The 14,089-nt window shown below is 63.9% G+C and carries 11 protein-coding genes and 1 pseudogene; 8 read left to right on the forward strand and 4 right to left on the reverse strand.

The features are described from left to right. Nucleotides 1-190 precede the first annotated feature (190 nt). The 7 genes from abiEi (at nt 191) to E6B08_RS25780 (ending at nt 7,412) form a co-directional block, all read left to right on the forward strand. Nucleotides 191-745, forward strand: coding sequence for a type IV toxin-antitoxin system AbiEi family antitoxin (abiEi, locus tag E6B08_RS25750; RefSeq protein ID WP_136916549.1), 555 nt, complete (start codon nt 191-193; stop codon nt 743-745). Next, nucleotides 732-1,502 carry a nucleotidyl transferase AbiEii/AbiGii toxin family protein gene (locus E6B08_RS25755; RefSeq protein WP_238349264.1) on the forward strand — a complete coding sequence of 257 codons (771 nt, stop codon included), beginning with the start codon at nt 732-734 and terminating at the stop codon, nt 1,500-1,502. Before abiEi ends, E6B08_RS25755 begins: the two co-directional genes overlap by 14 nt. Nucleotides 1,503-1,767: 265 nt before the next feature. Further along, the gene (locus E6B08_RS25760) at nt 1,768-2,049 is read left to right on the forward strand and encodes a hypothetical protein (RefSeq protein WP_136916550.1); all 282 of its coding nucleotides are present in this window, start codon (nt 1,768-1,770) and stop codon (nt 2,047-2,049) included. A gap of 597 nt (nt 2,050-2,646) precedes the next feature. Continuing rightward, a complete protein-coding gene (locus E6B08_RS25765; protein WP_202877483.1) occupies nt 2,647-3,240 on the forward strand; it encodes a sugar O-acetyltransferase in 594 nt (197 codons plus the stop codon). Nucleotides 3,241-3,355: 115 nt separating this feature from the next. Continuing rightward, on the forward strand, nt 3,356-3,868 hold the full coding sequence (locus E6B08_RS25770; RefSeq protein WP_136916551.1) for a sigma-70 family RNA polymerase sigma factor: 513 nt from the start codon (nt 3,356-3,358) through the stop codon (nt 3,866-3,868). Nucleotides 3,869-3,871: 3 nt separating this feature from the next. Beyond that, nucleotides 3,872-4,819 (forward strand): FecR domain-containing protein, encoded by a 948-nt coding sequence (locus tag E6B08_RS25775; RefSeq protein ID WP_136916552.1) that lies wholly within the window; start codon nt 3,872-3,874, stop codon nt 4,817-4,819. 103 nt (nt 4,820-4,922) lie between these two features. Beyond that, the gene (locus tag E6B08_RS25780; protein WP_136916553.1) at nt 4,923-7,412 is read left to right on the forward strand and encodes a TonB-dependent siderophore receptor; all 2,490 of its coding nucleotides are present in this window, start codon (nt 4,923-4,925) and stop codon (nt 7,410-7,412) included. Between the two features lie 356 nt (nt 7,413-7,768). Here E6B08_RS25780 and E6B08_RS25785 read toward each other — a convergent pair whose 3' ends face one another. The 4 genes from E6B08_RS25785 to E6B08_RS25800 all read right to left on the reverse strand — a co-directional run bounded on the left by E6B08_RS25785 (nt 7,769) and on the right by E6B08_RS25800 (nt 12,780). Continuing rightward, the gene (locus E6B08_RS25785; RefSeq protein ID WP_136916554.1) at nt 7,769-8,701 is read right to left on the reverse strand and encodes a 2-hydroxyacid dehydrogenase; all 933 of its coding nucleotides are present in this window, start codon (nt 8,699-8,701) and stop codon (nt 7,769-7,771) included. Further along, entirely contained in the window at nt 8,698-10,083 is a 1,386-nt protein-coding gene (locus E6B08_RS25790) for an MFS transporter (RefSeq protein ID WP_136916555.1), read from the reverse strand. Before E6B08_RS25790 ends, E6B08_RS25785 begins: the two co-directional genes overlap by 4 nt. 67 nt (nt 10,084-10,150) lie before the next feature. Further along, the gene (locus E6B08_RS25795; protein ID WP_136916556.1) at nt 10,151-11,734 is read right to left on the reverse strand and encodes an aldehyde dehydrogenase (NADP(+)); all 1,584 of its coding nucleotides are present in this window, start codon (nt 11,732-11,734) and stop codon (nt 10,151-10,153) included. Between the two features lie 101 nt (nt 11,735-11,835). Beyond that, the gene (locus E6B08_RS25800) at nt 11,836-12,780 is read right to left on the reverse strand and encodes a LysR family transcriptional regulator (RefSeq protein WP_136916557.1); all 945 of its coding nucleotides are present in this window, start codon (nt 12,778-12,780) and stop codon (nt 11,836-11,838) included. 116 nt (nt 12,781-12,896) lie between these two features. Between E6B08_RS25800 and E6B08_RS25805 the strand changes: the two are divergent. After that, nucleotides 12,897-14,077: pseudogene (locus E6B08_RS25805) on the forward strand (fumarylacetoacetate hydrolase family protein). The last annotated feature ends 12 nt before the right edge of the window (nt 14,078-14,089 follow it).

Here is a 14,089-nt window from a genome sequence, read left to right on the forward strand (position 1 = left end):
CGTCCATGATCGTCAGCTGAACCGTCCGTGCGAACAAATAGGACAGATTTATTCTCGTTATCGAGCGGCCGGAACAAATAAATCTGTCCCCTTTTGGGTGGTCCCCTTTTGGGTGCTTTTGGGTGGTCCAACAGTCCCCGCTAGCTCTACACTAAGTTGCACAAATCGCCACTTTCTGTAGAGCAAGCTCATGACCCGTCAGCCACTGCACCGTCTTTATCAAGGCCTACGTCAGTTCGCGTCCCCTCAGCGCTGCCTGTTCACCCCTGCAGACATGCGCGGTCTGCTCCCCGAATTGTCCGACACAGCGTATCGGTCCCTTCTGAGCCGTGCTGCCGACAGCGACGAATTGATCAGATTGTGCCGAGGCCTTTACCTATACACACAGGCCAAGCCAAACCCAGGGCGAATCCTGTACCACGCTGCCGCACGCCTGCGGGCAGACAACTTCAACTACATCAGTCTCGAATCGGCGCTCAGCGACGCTGGAGTGATATCCCAAGTCCCGCTGAATTGGGTCACCATCATGTCTTCAGGGCGAAGCCAGACCATTCGTTGTGGGGCATACGGCACGGTCGAGTTCATCCACACCAGCCGCAAGGCGGCCGACCTGCATAGCCAACTTGCCTACGACGAGCGCTGTCGGATGTGGCGAGCCAGCCCCACTCTGGCCTTGTCAGACATGAAGAGAACCCGGCGCAGCCTCGAGCTGATCGACTGGAGCATTGCCGATGAACTTGTTTGACCGACTCGTCGAGCAGGCCCTGACCAACTCCCCGGAGCTCGCCCCTCTACAGGTGGTTGTCGAAAAAGAACTGCTGCACCACGACATCATGCGGATACTTAGCGAGTCCGGACTGCTGAGGAGCCTTTGTTTCATCGGTGGAACGTGCTTGCGCACCTGTTACGGCTCCAGGCGGTTGAGCGAAGACCTGGACTTCACCGGTGGTGCAAGCTTCAAACGTGAGGACTTCTCCACGCTGAAGCAAAACCTGACGACCAAACTCAATGACAAATACGGGCTACAGGTGCAGGTCAGTGAACCCGTCCGCGAAACGGGTAACGTGGATACCTGGAAACTACGCGTACAAACCCGCCCCGAAGCGCGCAGTTTGCCCGCACAGCAAATCCATATCGACATCTGCGCTGTGCCTTCCTACCAACGCCAGCCCATGGTCTTGCTCAACCCGTATGGGGTCGACATGGGAACCGAAGGCCTTATCGTCAACGCGCAGAGCCTCGAAGAAATTTTTGTCGACAAGCTGTTGGCATTTGCCTTGCGTCGAGGGCGCATAAAAAATCGCGACATCTGGGATCTGGCCTGGCTTCGCCAGCGAGGCGTTAGCCAGCGTATGAACTCACAGAGCGCAAGCTTCAGGACCATTCGGTTACGGTCGGGCATTTCCTACATCAGGGGGCGGAGCGCACCGCCAGCTTGGCATTGGCGCAAACACAGCGAGACTTCGCAAACGAGATGCAACGATTTCTGCCACTTCAGGTAGTCATGCAGACGGTCAGGAATTCAGAGTTTTGGCATTACGTCACCCAGGCAATCGGCCAACAGATCGAGGACCTGCGCTCTCATCTTGAAATGGGCGCAGATAACCCTCCAGGCAACAAATTCCTTATGTAGCTAGTCGATAACCGCTCATCTTGCCTCCGCTGTGAGCGGATTTACCGCAACAACATTGCGACCGTCCATGATCATCAGCTGAACCGTCCGCGGTAGCAGGTACTCCACAGGCAAACGAAGCTGTGGAGCCTGTCATGATCACATTGCCCCGTTCGACCACGCCGAGCGATCTGCGGATGGTAGCGATGGACGCCTGGTACGCGACGTATGAGGACGTGCGAATGCGCATGGATTGCCCAAGCACGTACCACGAAACCTTGCTGCGCCAAGCCGATGAGATGAATCGCCAGAAACTGATCGACTGGAACGAATGGCGTGACTTGCGCACGATCGCCGATCGAGCTTTTCTGGTCGCGGTCGCGGGTGGCGACTATGCCGTCAACAGTGGCTCTACGCTCGGGAAAAATCAGACTTAGCCCCTTACTTGTAGTCCGTTTCCCAAAGATACTGCCACCGCCTGATTTCCATTGCGGCGTTGCTCATCAGCGTTCTAGTCTCGGGGTGTCGTTGCTAATCAACGATGCGGCTTTGACAGGCCGCCCTGAACGAACCGCATGGCATCGCTTTATGGTGGCTGTGTGTGGGGCACCTCGTGTGCGCCGGCTTTTGGTTCTGTTCACCGGTCTGTCAACCCATACATAGCCGCCACCTTCTTGTTTGACAGCAAGCGGTGATGGCGCCCACTCATGAACAGGCCTATACCGATGCTCAAGATCGTTCCCGATCCACCTCCAATCTTCCGTCAAGACATGCCCATGATGCCCACGCAAGCGCAGACGCTGCCCTAGGGCTGGCCACGTTTCGCCTGGGCAGGTCTGATCGCTGACAAGCCAGCGTCCTCAATCGATGGCGCAAACTGACAAACCGGCCGCTACCCTTGCGGGCGCAAGCTTGCCATGGCCACAAGCCGAGGGGACCGGGCCTGCCCAGGCACCTGGATATTCACTGAAATCCGCATACCCTCATTACCGTCTCAGTTCGCCAAACGCTCGCCGAAACCAGGAGACCTTCGCGTGCAAAACCTAGACACTCAATTCGAACGCATCCGCACAGGCCAGATGTACAACGACCTCACCCCCGAGCTCGTAGCCGCCCGCGAGCAGGCCGTGCTGCTCAGCAACCAATACAACGCCAGCTTCTCGCGCCCCGCTGCCGAACGGCAGGCCATCCTGCGCCGCTTGCTCGGCAGCATCGGCGAGGGTGTGCATTTCGAGCCTACATTTCGCTGTGAATTCGGGCGCAACATCCACATCGGCAACAACTTCTACGCCAACTTCGACTGCGTGATGCTCGACGGCGGCGGGATCTTCATCGGTGACGACGTGCTGCTGGCCCCACGGGTCGGGATCTACACCTCCAACCATGCCATCGACGCCGCCGAGCGCGCGGCGGGCGGCTGTTATGCCAAGCCCGTGCGCATCGGCAACCGGGTATGGATCGGCGCCGGCGTGCATGTGAACCAGGGCGTGACCATCGGTGACGGCAGCGTGATTGGTTCAGGCAGCGTAGTGACTTCGGACATACCGCCGAACGTAGTGGCCGCCGGCGTGCCGTGCCGGGTCCTGCGGCCTATCACCGACGCGGACAAGACCGGGTTCAGGCCCTGAGAGAGAAACGGTAGGAACCGGCTTGCCGGCGATGACGCCCCTACAGCCCCCCGCTTGCATCCAGTGCCATCAGTATCGGAGAATCGCGGAAACAATTCTCATTAACTGACGCCACATGCCAGCTTCCTCGCCCCCCTCACCCCAGGACACCGTCGGCACCCTGTACCGCGACCACAGCGACTGGCTGCACCAGTGGCTGCGCAAGCGCATGGCCTGCAGCGAGACTGCCGCCGACCTCGCCCACGACACCTTCGTGCGCCTGCTGAGCACACGCCGGGTGTTCGACCTGCGCCAGCCGCGGGCCTATCTGAGCAGCGTGGCGCGCAGCATCCTCATCGACAGCTACCGTCGCCGCTCGATCGAGCGCGCCTATCTGGAGACCTTGGCCAATCTGCCCGAGGCGCTGGAGGTCTCGCCGGAAACACGCCTGCTGATCCTCGAAACCCTGGTCGAAATCGATGCCATGCTCGATGGCCTGGGTGCCCGCACCCGTAGCGTGTTCCTGCTGTCGCAACTCGAAGGGCTGAGCTACGTGGAGATCGCCCGGCGCCTGTCGCTGTCGGTCACCACCGTGAAGAAGCACGCGACCCGGGCCCTGACCCACGTCCTGCTGCACCTGGAGGGCTGAGCCATGAGCCCGGCGCTGAACCGCGAAGTGCTCGAAGCCGCTGCCAGCTGGTACGTCGAACTGCGCTGCGCGCCCGGCGACCCGGCGCTGCTCGGCGCGCACAGCCGCTGGCTGGCGGCCGACCCCAGCCACGCGGCAGCCTGGAGCCGCGTGGGCATGCTGCAGAGCAAGCTCGAGCGCATCACCCCCGGCATCGGCGAGCGCACCCTCAATAGCGCCTTCGCCCGACGCCGCGCCAGCCTCAAGGTGCTCGGCGTGCTCATGCTCGTGGGTGGCAGTGGCTTGCTCGGCTGGCGCCAACCGACGCTGCGAGCATTGCGGGCCGACGAGCAGACCGCCATTGGCGAACGGCGCGACCTGACCCTGGCCGATGGCAGCCAGTTGCAACTCAACACCGCCAGCGCGGTGAACATCCGCTTCGATGCACGCCTGCGCAGCATCGAACTGGTACGCGGCGAAATCGCCATCAGTACCAGGCCGGACCCACTGGGCCGGCCTTTGCTCGTGCATACACCCGAGGGTTCGGTGCACGCCCTCGGCACGCGGTTCGTGGTACGCCGCAAGGGCGAAGGGTCGCAGGTCAGCGTGCAGGAGCATGCGGTAGAAGTGCGCCCGGCCTCGCTTACAGGGCAGGTCACCCGTGTCGAGGCCGGGCAGTGCGTCAGCTTCGACGCGCAACATTGCCAGGCGGTCCAGCCGGCCAGCGGTGACGAAGATGCCTGGACCCAGGGCATGCTGGTGGTCCACAACTGGCGCCTGGAGGCATTCTTGCGCGAGCTCGGACGCTACAGGCGCGGGCACCTTGGCTGCTCGGCCGACATCGCGGCGTTGCGGATTTCCGGCGCGTTCCAACTGACCGACAGTGACCTGGTGCTGCGTAACCTGTGCACCACGCTGTCGCTGCAGGCCCGCCACTTCACGCGCTACTGGGTGCAGTTGCAACCGGCCTGACGGTCACCTGAAAAAAATATCGCCTGGGGGTTATCGATTTTCTTTCTCATTCGACTTGGTCTGTAACTGCACTCACCTGGCCAACTCGGCGAAAGGAACTCCCATGCCCTCCACCGCTCTGATCCGCGGATATCGATACGCTCCCTTGCAGCAGGCCCTGCGCCGGGCCCTGCTGGGTAGCGTGCTGGTGCTCGCCAGCGTGCCACTGCACGCCCAGCCCCACCCGACCGCGACCACCGTGGCGATCGCCGCCGGCCCGCTGGAAACCGCGCTCAAGCAGTTCGCCGCCGCCACCTCGACCAGCGTGTCCTACGAGCCGGAGCTGGTCCGTGGCCTGCGTAGCCCAGGCGTCAGTGGCGAGCACAGCCCCGGCGAAGCCTTGCAGATTCTGCTCGGTGGCACAGGGCTGCACATCATCGCGGTCGACGACGGCAGCTTCTCCCTGGCCCCCGACAGCGCAGGTGCCCTGGAGCTGGGCGCGACGACAATCTCCAGCCAGCTCCTGAACGCGACCTCGGAAGGCACGGGCTCCTACGCCGCTCGAGCGGTAACCATCGGCAAGGGCGTGCACAGCCTGCGTGAAACCCCGCAGTCGGTCACGGTGATGACCCGCAAGATGCTCGACGACCAGAACCTCAACACCCTCGAGCAGGTGCTGGACAAGACCCCAGGCATCACCGTCTACGACTCGCCCATGGGCGGCAAGTACTTCTATTCGCGCGGCTTCAACCTCGACGGCCAGTACCAGTACGACGGCGTGCCGCTGGATGTGGGCGGCAACTACGTGCAGGCCAACAGCTTTTCCAGCGACATGGCGTTCTATGACCGGGTCGAGATCCTCAAGGGCGCGGCCGGCATGATGAAAGGCTCCGGCTCCTCGGCCGGTGGCGTCAATTTCGTGCGCAAGCGTGGCCAGGACAAGCCCACCACCACGGTCACGCTGTCCGCCGGCAGCTGGGACAACTACCGCGGCCAGGTGGATGTCGGCGGCCCGCTGAACGAGTCGGGCACCTTGCGTGGCCGCGCCGTGGCGACGCTGCAGGACCGCCAGTATTTCTACGACAATGCCGATCGCCAGGACCAGGTGTTGTACGGCGCCCTCGATTGGGACGTCACCGAGGACACCACCCTGGGCTTCGGCCTGGCCTACGAGGATGTCGACGCCTCGCCGTGCTACCACGGCCTGCCGCGCTACGCCGATGGCGCCGACCTCAAGCTGTCGCGTTCGACCTGCCTGGGCGCCAGCTGGAACGACCTGCAAAGCCAGCGCATCACCGCCTTCGCCGACCTCAAGCACCGTTTCAACGAAGACTGGACGCTGAACTTCGCCTCGATCTACACCCACAACAACCAGAACATCGAGTATGGCTACTCCGAGGGCTCGGTCCCGGTCGGTGCCAGCAGCGGGGCCATGAGCCGCTACGCCGGGCGCTTCGACTACGACCAGGACGACTACGGCTTCGATAGCTACGTCGACGGCAAGTTCGAGGCGTTCGGCCTGGAGCACGAGATCATCGTCGGCGCCAACGCCAGCGACCAGAAGACCCATGATTACTTCGCGCTCATGAGGCTGACCGGTAGCCAGAACCCGTTCGACCCCTCCTCGGACTTTCCCCATCCGTCCAAGGACGACTACCTGGTCGACCCGATCCGTGGCAGCAGCGTGCCCACCGAAACGCGCACCCGCCAGTGGGGTACGTACGCCAACCTGCGCTTGAAACTGGCAGAGCCACTGACGTTGGTACTGGGCGCACGGGTGAGCTGGTACCGCAACCGTAGCGATTCCTTCACCCAGGCCTGGGGAGGTTACTGGGTCAACAACCGCAGCCAGGAAAACGGCCAGGTCACCCCGTTCGCCGCTGTGCTGTACGACCTGAACGACCAGTGGACCGCCTACGCCAGCTATTCGGATATCTTCCAGCCGCAGAGCAACCTGGTGAACGCCGAAGGCCAATCCTTACAGCCAAAAACCGGCGCCAACTATGAAATCGGCATCAAGGGCGAATTGCTCGACGGCGGGTTGAACACTGCGTTCAACCTGTTCCGCACCATCGAGGACCACCGCGCCGAGACCGACTTCATCGGGACTTGCGCAGGGTCTGGAGACGGCTATTGCTACACCGACAGCGGCAAGGTCCGTGCCCAGGGGTTCGAGGCCGAAGTCAGTGGTTCACCGATCGACCGCCTGCAGCTGCTGGCCGGGTATACCTACACCCAGACCAAGTACTTGAAGACCATCAACGACACCGACCCGACCGAGCTGACCTTCACTTCCAGCTTCATTCCGCGGCACATGCTCAAGGTCTGGGGTGATTATCAGTTGGCCGGCGCGCTGGATCGCTGGACGCTCGGCGCAGGCGTGAACAGCCAGAGCGACAATTCGCGCAGGACCGGCACCACTCGCGTGGTGCAGCCTGGTTATACGCTCTGGAGCGGCCGTGTGCAGTACCGCATCGACCAGAACTGGAGCGTCGCGCTCAATGGCAACAACCTGTTCGACAAGAAGTACTACGCGACCATTGGTGCGCCTGGATGGGGCAACTTCTATGGCGAGCCGCGCAACTTCATGGTGACCCTGAAAGGGACGTTCTGACCGCTAGGAGCGACTTGACCGCGAACATCGGCACAGCCGGTGCCATACACCGTGGTGTCTGCTTCGCGGGTAAACCCGCTCCTACAGGATCTCCATTGCTGCCATGGCCTGCGCCGTACCTGTGGGAGCGGGCTTGCCCGCGAACACCGGCGAAGCCGGTGCCATACACCGCGGCGTCTGCTTCGCGGGCAAGCCCGCTCCTACAGGATCTCCACTGCTGCCATGGCCTGCGCCGTACCTGTAGGAGCGGGTTTACCCGCGAACACCGGCGAAGCCGGTGCCATACACCGCGGTGCTTTGTTTGCAGGTGAACCCGCTCAGGGCCTGCGTTGTACCAAGGTGTGCCTGCAAGCGCCCTAACCCGCCAGCACCGCGCGCACCACATGATCGGCCATCGCTCGCCGCGTCTGCAGCGTCGCGCTGCCCAGGTGCGGTTGCAGCACCACATTGTCCAGGGCAAACAATGCCTCGGGCACCTGGGGTTCGTCTGCGAACACATCCAGCGCCGCACCGCCGAGCCGACCATCGCTCAACCGCGCCACCAACTCGCCCTCGTCGACCACGCTGCCACGGGCCACGTTCACCAGTACGCCTCCTGCGCCAAGCGCCTCCAGTACCTGGGCATCGACCAGATGCCTGGACCCCGCGCCACCCGCCGCCGCCACCAGCAAGATGTCGCTGGCCTCGGCCAGGCTACGTGGGTCACCGTGGTACGCATACTCACAACCCGCCAATGCCCGTCGATTGTGGTAAGCCAGTTCGACGCCAAACGGCCGCAAACGCTCGGCAATCGCCGTGCCGATGCGCCCCAGGCCGATGATGCCCACCCGTTGCCCGCGCAGGCTGGTCCCCAGCAGCGGGAAGCCCCCCTGGCGCCAGTGGCCGGCCCGTACGAAACGGTCGGCCAAGCATACCTGGCGCAACAACGCCAACAGCAACGCCACAGCCTGGTCGGCCACCGCATCGGTGAGGATGTCGTCGGTAGTGCTGACACGAATTCCCCGCAGGCGCGCCTGCTCCAGGTCGATGGCATCGACGCCGACGCCATTGACCGCAATCAGCGACAGCTTGGGCAACGCCGCCATGAGCAAAGGCGGCACGCCCTGCGCGCCATTGGTGACCAGTGCCGCGAAGCGCTCCGGCCGCTCGGCCCACAGCGCCCGGCGGGCATCGGCATCGTATGCACGCACCAGCACGAAGCGCTCGGCCAGGCGGGCCTCATGCTCGGCCAGCAGCGGCGCCAGCATCAGCAGTGCCGGCTTGGCCGTCCCCCCTTGCGCCTCGTTCATGCGGCCTCCAGTTCCAGGCGCGAGTTCGAGGATGCCTTGGACCGCCCGAGCATCGCTGCCGGGATCGCCATGATCAGCACGCCGCTGACGAACAGGCACAGACCGAGCACATAGGTGCCATTGTTGATGTCGCCGGTGAGGTTCTCCGCCACAGCGGTGATCATCGAACCGGTAAAGCCCGACAGGTTGCCGATGGCGTTGATCATGCCAATCCCCGCAGCAGCCGCTACGCCGGAAAGCACGGTACCCGGCAGGGTCCAGTAGATCGGCATGAGGCTGAGCACACCGGAAGCGGCCACGGTCAGGAACAGGATCGACAGCACCACATTGCCGGAGAACGCCGCGCTGAGGATCAGCCCGCAGCCTCCGATGAACGCAGGCACCGCAGCATGCAGGCGGCGCTCGCCCGTGCGATTGGAGTGGCGTGCGTTGAGGAACATGGCGATCACCGCCACGCCATAGGGAATAGCGGTCAGCAGGCCGATCTCCAGGCTGCTGGTCACGCCCGCGCTCTTGATGATCGACGGCATCCAGAAGGCCAGGCCGTAGAAGCCGGTGTTGAAGGTCAGCAGGATGAACACCAGCAGCCACACACGCGGGTTGAAGAACACATCGCCCAGGCGCGAGACCTTGCCGTGCTCCTCCTGCTGCAAGTTGGCCTTGAGCATCTGCTTTTCAGCATCCGATAGCCAGCCGGCCTTGTCGATGTTGTCGCACAGGCAAGTGAACACCACCACCGCCATGATCACCGAAGGCACGCCTTCGATCAGCAGCATCCACTGCCAGCCGGCCATGTCGTGCCAGCCATCGAGGCTGGTCATCAGCCAGCCCGACAGCACGCCGCCCAAGGTCAGGCTGACCGGCATCGCCATCAGGAAACCCGACATCACCCGGCTCTGCCGATGGGTCGGGAACCAGTAGTTGAGGTACAGGATCACGCCGGGGAAGAAACCGGCCTCGCAGATCCCGAGCAAAAAGCGCAGCACGTAGAACATGGTGCTGGACTCGATATGGAAAAACGCCGCCAGCGGCTGGGTGAACGCCACGGCCATCGAGATGATCGCCCAGCTCAGCATGATGCGGGCGATCCAGAAACGCGCGCCATAGCGATGCAGCAGCAGGTTGCTCGGCACCTCGAACAGGAAGTAGCCCCAGAAGAACACGCTGGCGCCCAGGGCATACACGGTGTTGCTGAACTGCAGGTCGTCGAGCATGCTCAACTTGGCGAAGCCGATGTTGACGCGGTCCAGATAGGCTGCCATGTAGCACAGCAGCAGGACCGGCAGGATACGCAAGATGACCTTGCGGTAGGTGCGATCTTCGAATGCCTGATCGCGAACGGGGTCGACAGTTTGATGATCCATGGCCAAGCCTCTCGGCATGTCGTGCATGCCTGATTGTTGTTATCGAAAAAGCACCGGACGCGACCGCGCCCGGTGGTGATGCTGGTCAGCGAATCGGTTCACGGCTGGGCTGGCCATCGACCAGGCGCAACAGCCCCAGGGGGTTGGCGTCGCGCAGTGCCTCGGGCAGCAACGCATCGGGGAAGTTCTGGTAGCACACCGGGCGCAGGAAGCGGTCGATCGACAGGGTCCCGACCGAGGTGCCACGGCTATCGGAGGTGGCCGGATACGGGCCGCCGTGGACCATGGCGTCACACACCTCGACACCGGTGGGGTAGCCGTTGACCAGCACTCGACCGGCCTTCTGTTCGAGTACCGCCACCAGCGGCCCCGCCTCGGCGAGGTCGGCAGGCTCGCCGATCAGGGTCGCGGTCAGTTGCCCACCCAGTGCGTGCAGCGCGGCCAGCAACTGGGCCTGGTCGGCCAGCTCGACCACCACCGTGGCCGGGCCGAAGACTTCTTCCTGCAGCAAGGGCTCACCGTCCAGCAGCAACTGCGCATCGGCTTGGAACAACTGCGGCCAGGCCTGGTTGCCCTGCTGCTCGGCACCCGCCAGATGCTGCACGCCAGCCTGCGCCTTGAGCGTGGCCACACCGTGGGCATAACTGGCCAGGGTGCCGATGTTGAGCATGGTCTGCGGCCCCTGGTCGGCCATCTGCACGCGCAGGTGCTCGACGAACGCGCTGAACTCAGGCGAGCGTACGCCCAACACCAGGCCTGGATTGGTGCAGAACTGTCCACAGCCCAGCACCACCGAAGCAGCTAGCTCGCGAGCGACAGCCTCGCCACGGGCAGCCAGCGCCTGCGGCAGGACGAGCACCGGGTTGATGCTGCTCATTTCAGCAAACACCGGGATCGGCTGCGGCCGCGCCGCAGCCATGTCGCACAGGGCGCGGCCGCCCTTGAGCGAGCCGGTGAAGCCGACGGCCTGGATGGCGGGGTGCTTGACCAGCGCCTCGCCGACGCTCCCGCCAAAGATCATGTTGAACACGCCAGCCGGCATGCCGCAACGCTCGGCGGCCCCGACGATGGCCTCGGCCACCCACTGCGCCGTGGCCATATGCCCGCTGTGCGCCTTGAACACTACCGGACAGCCCGCAGCCAGTGCCGCAGCGGTATCGCCGCCGGCGGTGGAGAACGCCAAGGGGAAGTTGCTGGCACCGAACACCGCCACCGGGCCCAGGCCCATGCGGCACTGGCGGATGTCCAGGCGCGGCAGCGGAGCGCGCTGGGGCTGCGCCCGATCGATGCGTGCGCCTGCGAAATCCCCCCGGCGCAGTACCGTGGCGAACAGCCGCAGCTGGCCGCTGGTGCGCGCTCGCTCACCCTGGATACGGCCAGCGGGCAATGCCGTTTCACGGCATACGGTATCGATGAAATCGTCGCCCAGGGCATCCAGCGCCTCGGCAATGGCATCGAGGAATTCGGCCCGGCGTGCGGCGGACAGCGCTCGGTAGATCGGGTAGGCCGCCGCTGCCGCGAGCGCAGCTGCGTCCACTTCCTCTACCGTGGCCTGGTGAAACGCCTGTGCCAGCGCCTGCCCGGTGCGTGCGTCGACGCTGTGCAAGGCCGCCTGGCCGGTAGCGCGGCGACCCCCGCCGATGAATTGTTGGCCTGCGAGTGAAGTCATGGGTGGTTCCTTGGCGTTGCGAAAGACATTGGGCGCTAATCTAGGCGGCTCTGCGATTCTTGCCCAATGGCTTTTAGGGATCATCCGATAACGCTTTGTTATCAGTCACCTTGCGTTCGCCGTGCGTTGGCCACGAGGATCTCGGCAAACTCCAACGCCGCGCCGCTCAAGGGCTCGCCTTTGCGAGTGAGGATCCCGTAATCCTGGGGTGTCAGGTGCAGGGGCGTGTCGAGGTTGACCAATACGCCACTGGCCAGGTGAGGCTCGACCATCGCCTGGGGCAGCATGCCGATCATCGGCCCGCCCAACAGCACCTTGAGGAAGGTCTGCATGGAAATGGTATCGATGGTGTTGCGCGGCACCGCCACGCCTGCCTCGGCGAAGGCCCGCTCCATGCGCCCGCGAATCGGCGTGCCCTTGGGATAGAGAATCCATGGCCACTCGAGCAACTGTGGCAGGGTCACAGGCCCCACGGCGCTCAACGGATGCTGGTCGTTGACCACAAAGCAGAACGGCTCCGGCGCCAGCGGCTGGAAATCGAAGCGCTGGTGCTGCGAGACATCGGTAAAGCGGGCCACGGCCAGGTGCAGGTTCTTGTCTTCGAGCATGGCCATCAGGTGGTCGCTGGTCTGCTCCACCACCTCGATCGACAACAAGGGCTTGCGCTGCTTGATCTCGACGATCGCATCCGGCAGCGCCACCGCGGTGGCGGCGAAGATGCCGCCCACCTTCAAATGTCCATGGCCCCCCTGGCGCAGGCTGTCGATCTGGTCGACGAAGTTGCGCGCATCGTTGAGCGCGACCTGGGCGTAGCGCACCACCTGCTCGCCCAGCGCGGTCGGCGGCATGCTGCGCGGCAGGCGTTCGAACAGGGCGAAGCCGAGCAGGTTCTCGATCTCCTTGAGCATCTTGCTGATCGCCGGCTGGCTGAGGTTCATCTGCTGCGCGGCCAGGTGCATGTTGTGGGTGCGCCCGAGCGTGTCGATAAGCAGCAGGTGACGAAACTTGAGCCAGTTGCAGACGTGGGAGAAGGACAGGTCCGACATGGAATCCACCTTTGGTGCAATAACCTGATGTTATCGAATAGTGAAAAGATGCCATTGGAGTTTATCGCGTGGCTTGCCTAGCGTGCAGCTTTCCAGATCCAAGAGACTTTGATGCCATGCCGATGACGCTCACTCCCGCCAACACCCTGCCCGAGGACGGCCTGACCGGCACCCTGATCGGCCGCGCCTGGACCCCGGCGAGCCTGGCGGCCCATCGTTGATCACCCTGCGCGCCGACGGCGTGTTCGACCTGTCCGAACGCTTCGCCACCCTCAGCCAGTTGCTCGAAAGCGAAAACCCGCTGCAGGCTGTGCGCACCACCCCCGGCCGCTTCCTGGGCAGCGTCGAGGCATTGCTGGGTAACAGCGGTGCGGCCTTCGACGCCAGCCAGCCCTATCTGCTCGCGCCGGTCGATCTGCAGGTGATCAAGGCCGCGGGCGTGACCTTCGCCGCCAGCATGATCGAGCGGGTGATCGAAGAGCAGGCCGGTGGCGATGCCAGCAAGGCCGAGGCCGTGCGCGCCACGGTGCGTTCGGTGATCGGCGATAACCTGCGTGCGGTGCGCCCCGGTTCGCAACAGGCCATGGCGCTGAAGACGCTGCTGATCGAACAGGGCATGTGGTCGCAATACCTGGAGGTGGGCATCGGCCCCGATGCCGAGGTATTCACCAAGGCCCCGGTACTGGCAGCGGTCGGCAGCGGCAGCGCCATCGGCGTGCACCCGCACTCGGCGTGGAACAACCCCGAACCCGAGGTGGTGCTGGCGGTCGACAGCCGCGGTCGCATCCATGGCGCGACCCTGGGCAACGACGTCAACCTGCGCGACTTCGAGGGGCGCAGCGCCCTGCTCCTGAGCAAGGCCAAGGACAACAACGCGTCCTGCGCCATTGGTCCGTTCATTCGCCTGTTCGACGAGACCTTCGACCTGGACGCGGTACGCCGTTGCGTGGTCGATCTGGAAGTCCAGGGCAGCGACGGTTACCGCCTGGTCGGCAGCAGCTCGATGGACCAGATCAGCCGCGACCCCGAGGATCTGGTCCGGCAGACCCTGAATGAGAACCACCAGTACCCCGACGGTTTCCTGCTGTTCCTGGGTACCCTGTTCGCCCCTACCGAAGACCGCGACCAGCCAGGGGCCGGCTTCACCCACAAACCCGGTGACAGCGTGCGCATCGCCAGCCCGCTACTGGGCCAACTGCGCAATCAGGTCACCACCAGTGACCAGGCCGCCCCCTGGACCTTCGGCTTGTCCGCGCTGATGCGCAACCTGGCCGCCCGAGGTTTGCTGCAACCCTGAATGCACTGGGCA

Source organism: Pseudomonas putida, from assembly GCF_005080685.1.
GTDB classification, from domain to species: Bacteria; Pseudomonadota; Gammaproteobacteria; order Pseudomonadales; family Pseudomonadaceae; genus Aquipseudomonas; species Aquipseudomonas putida_V.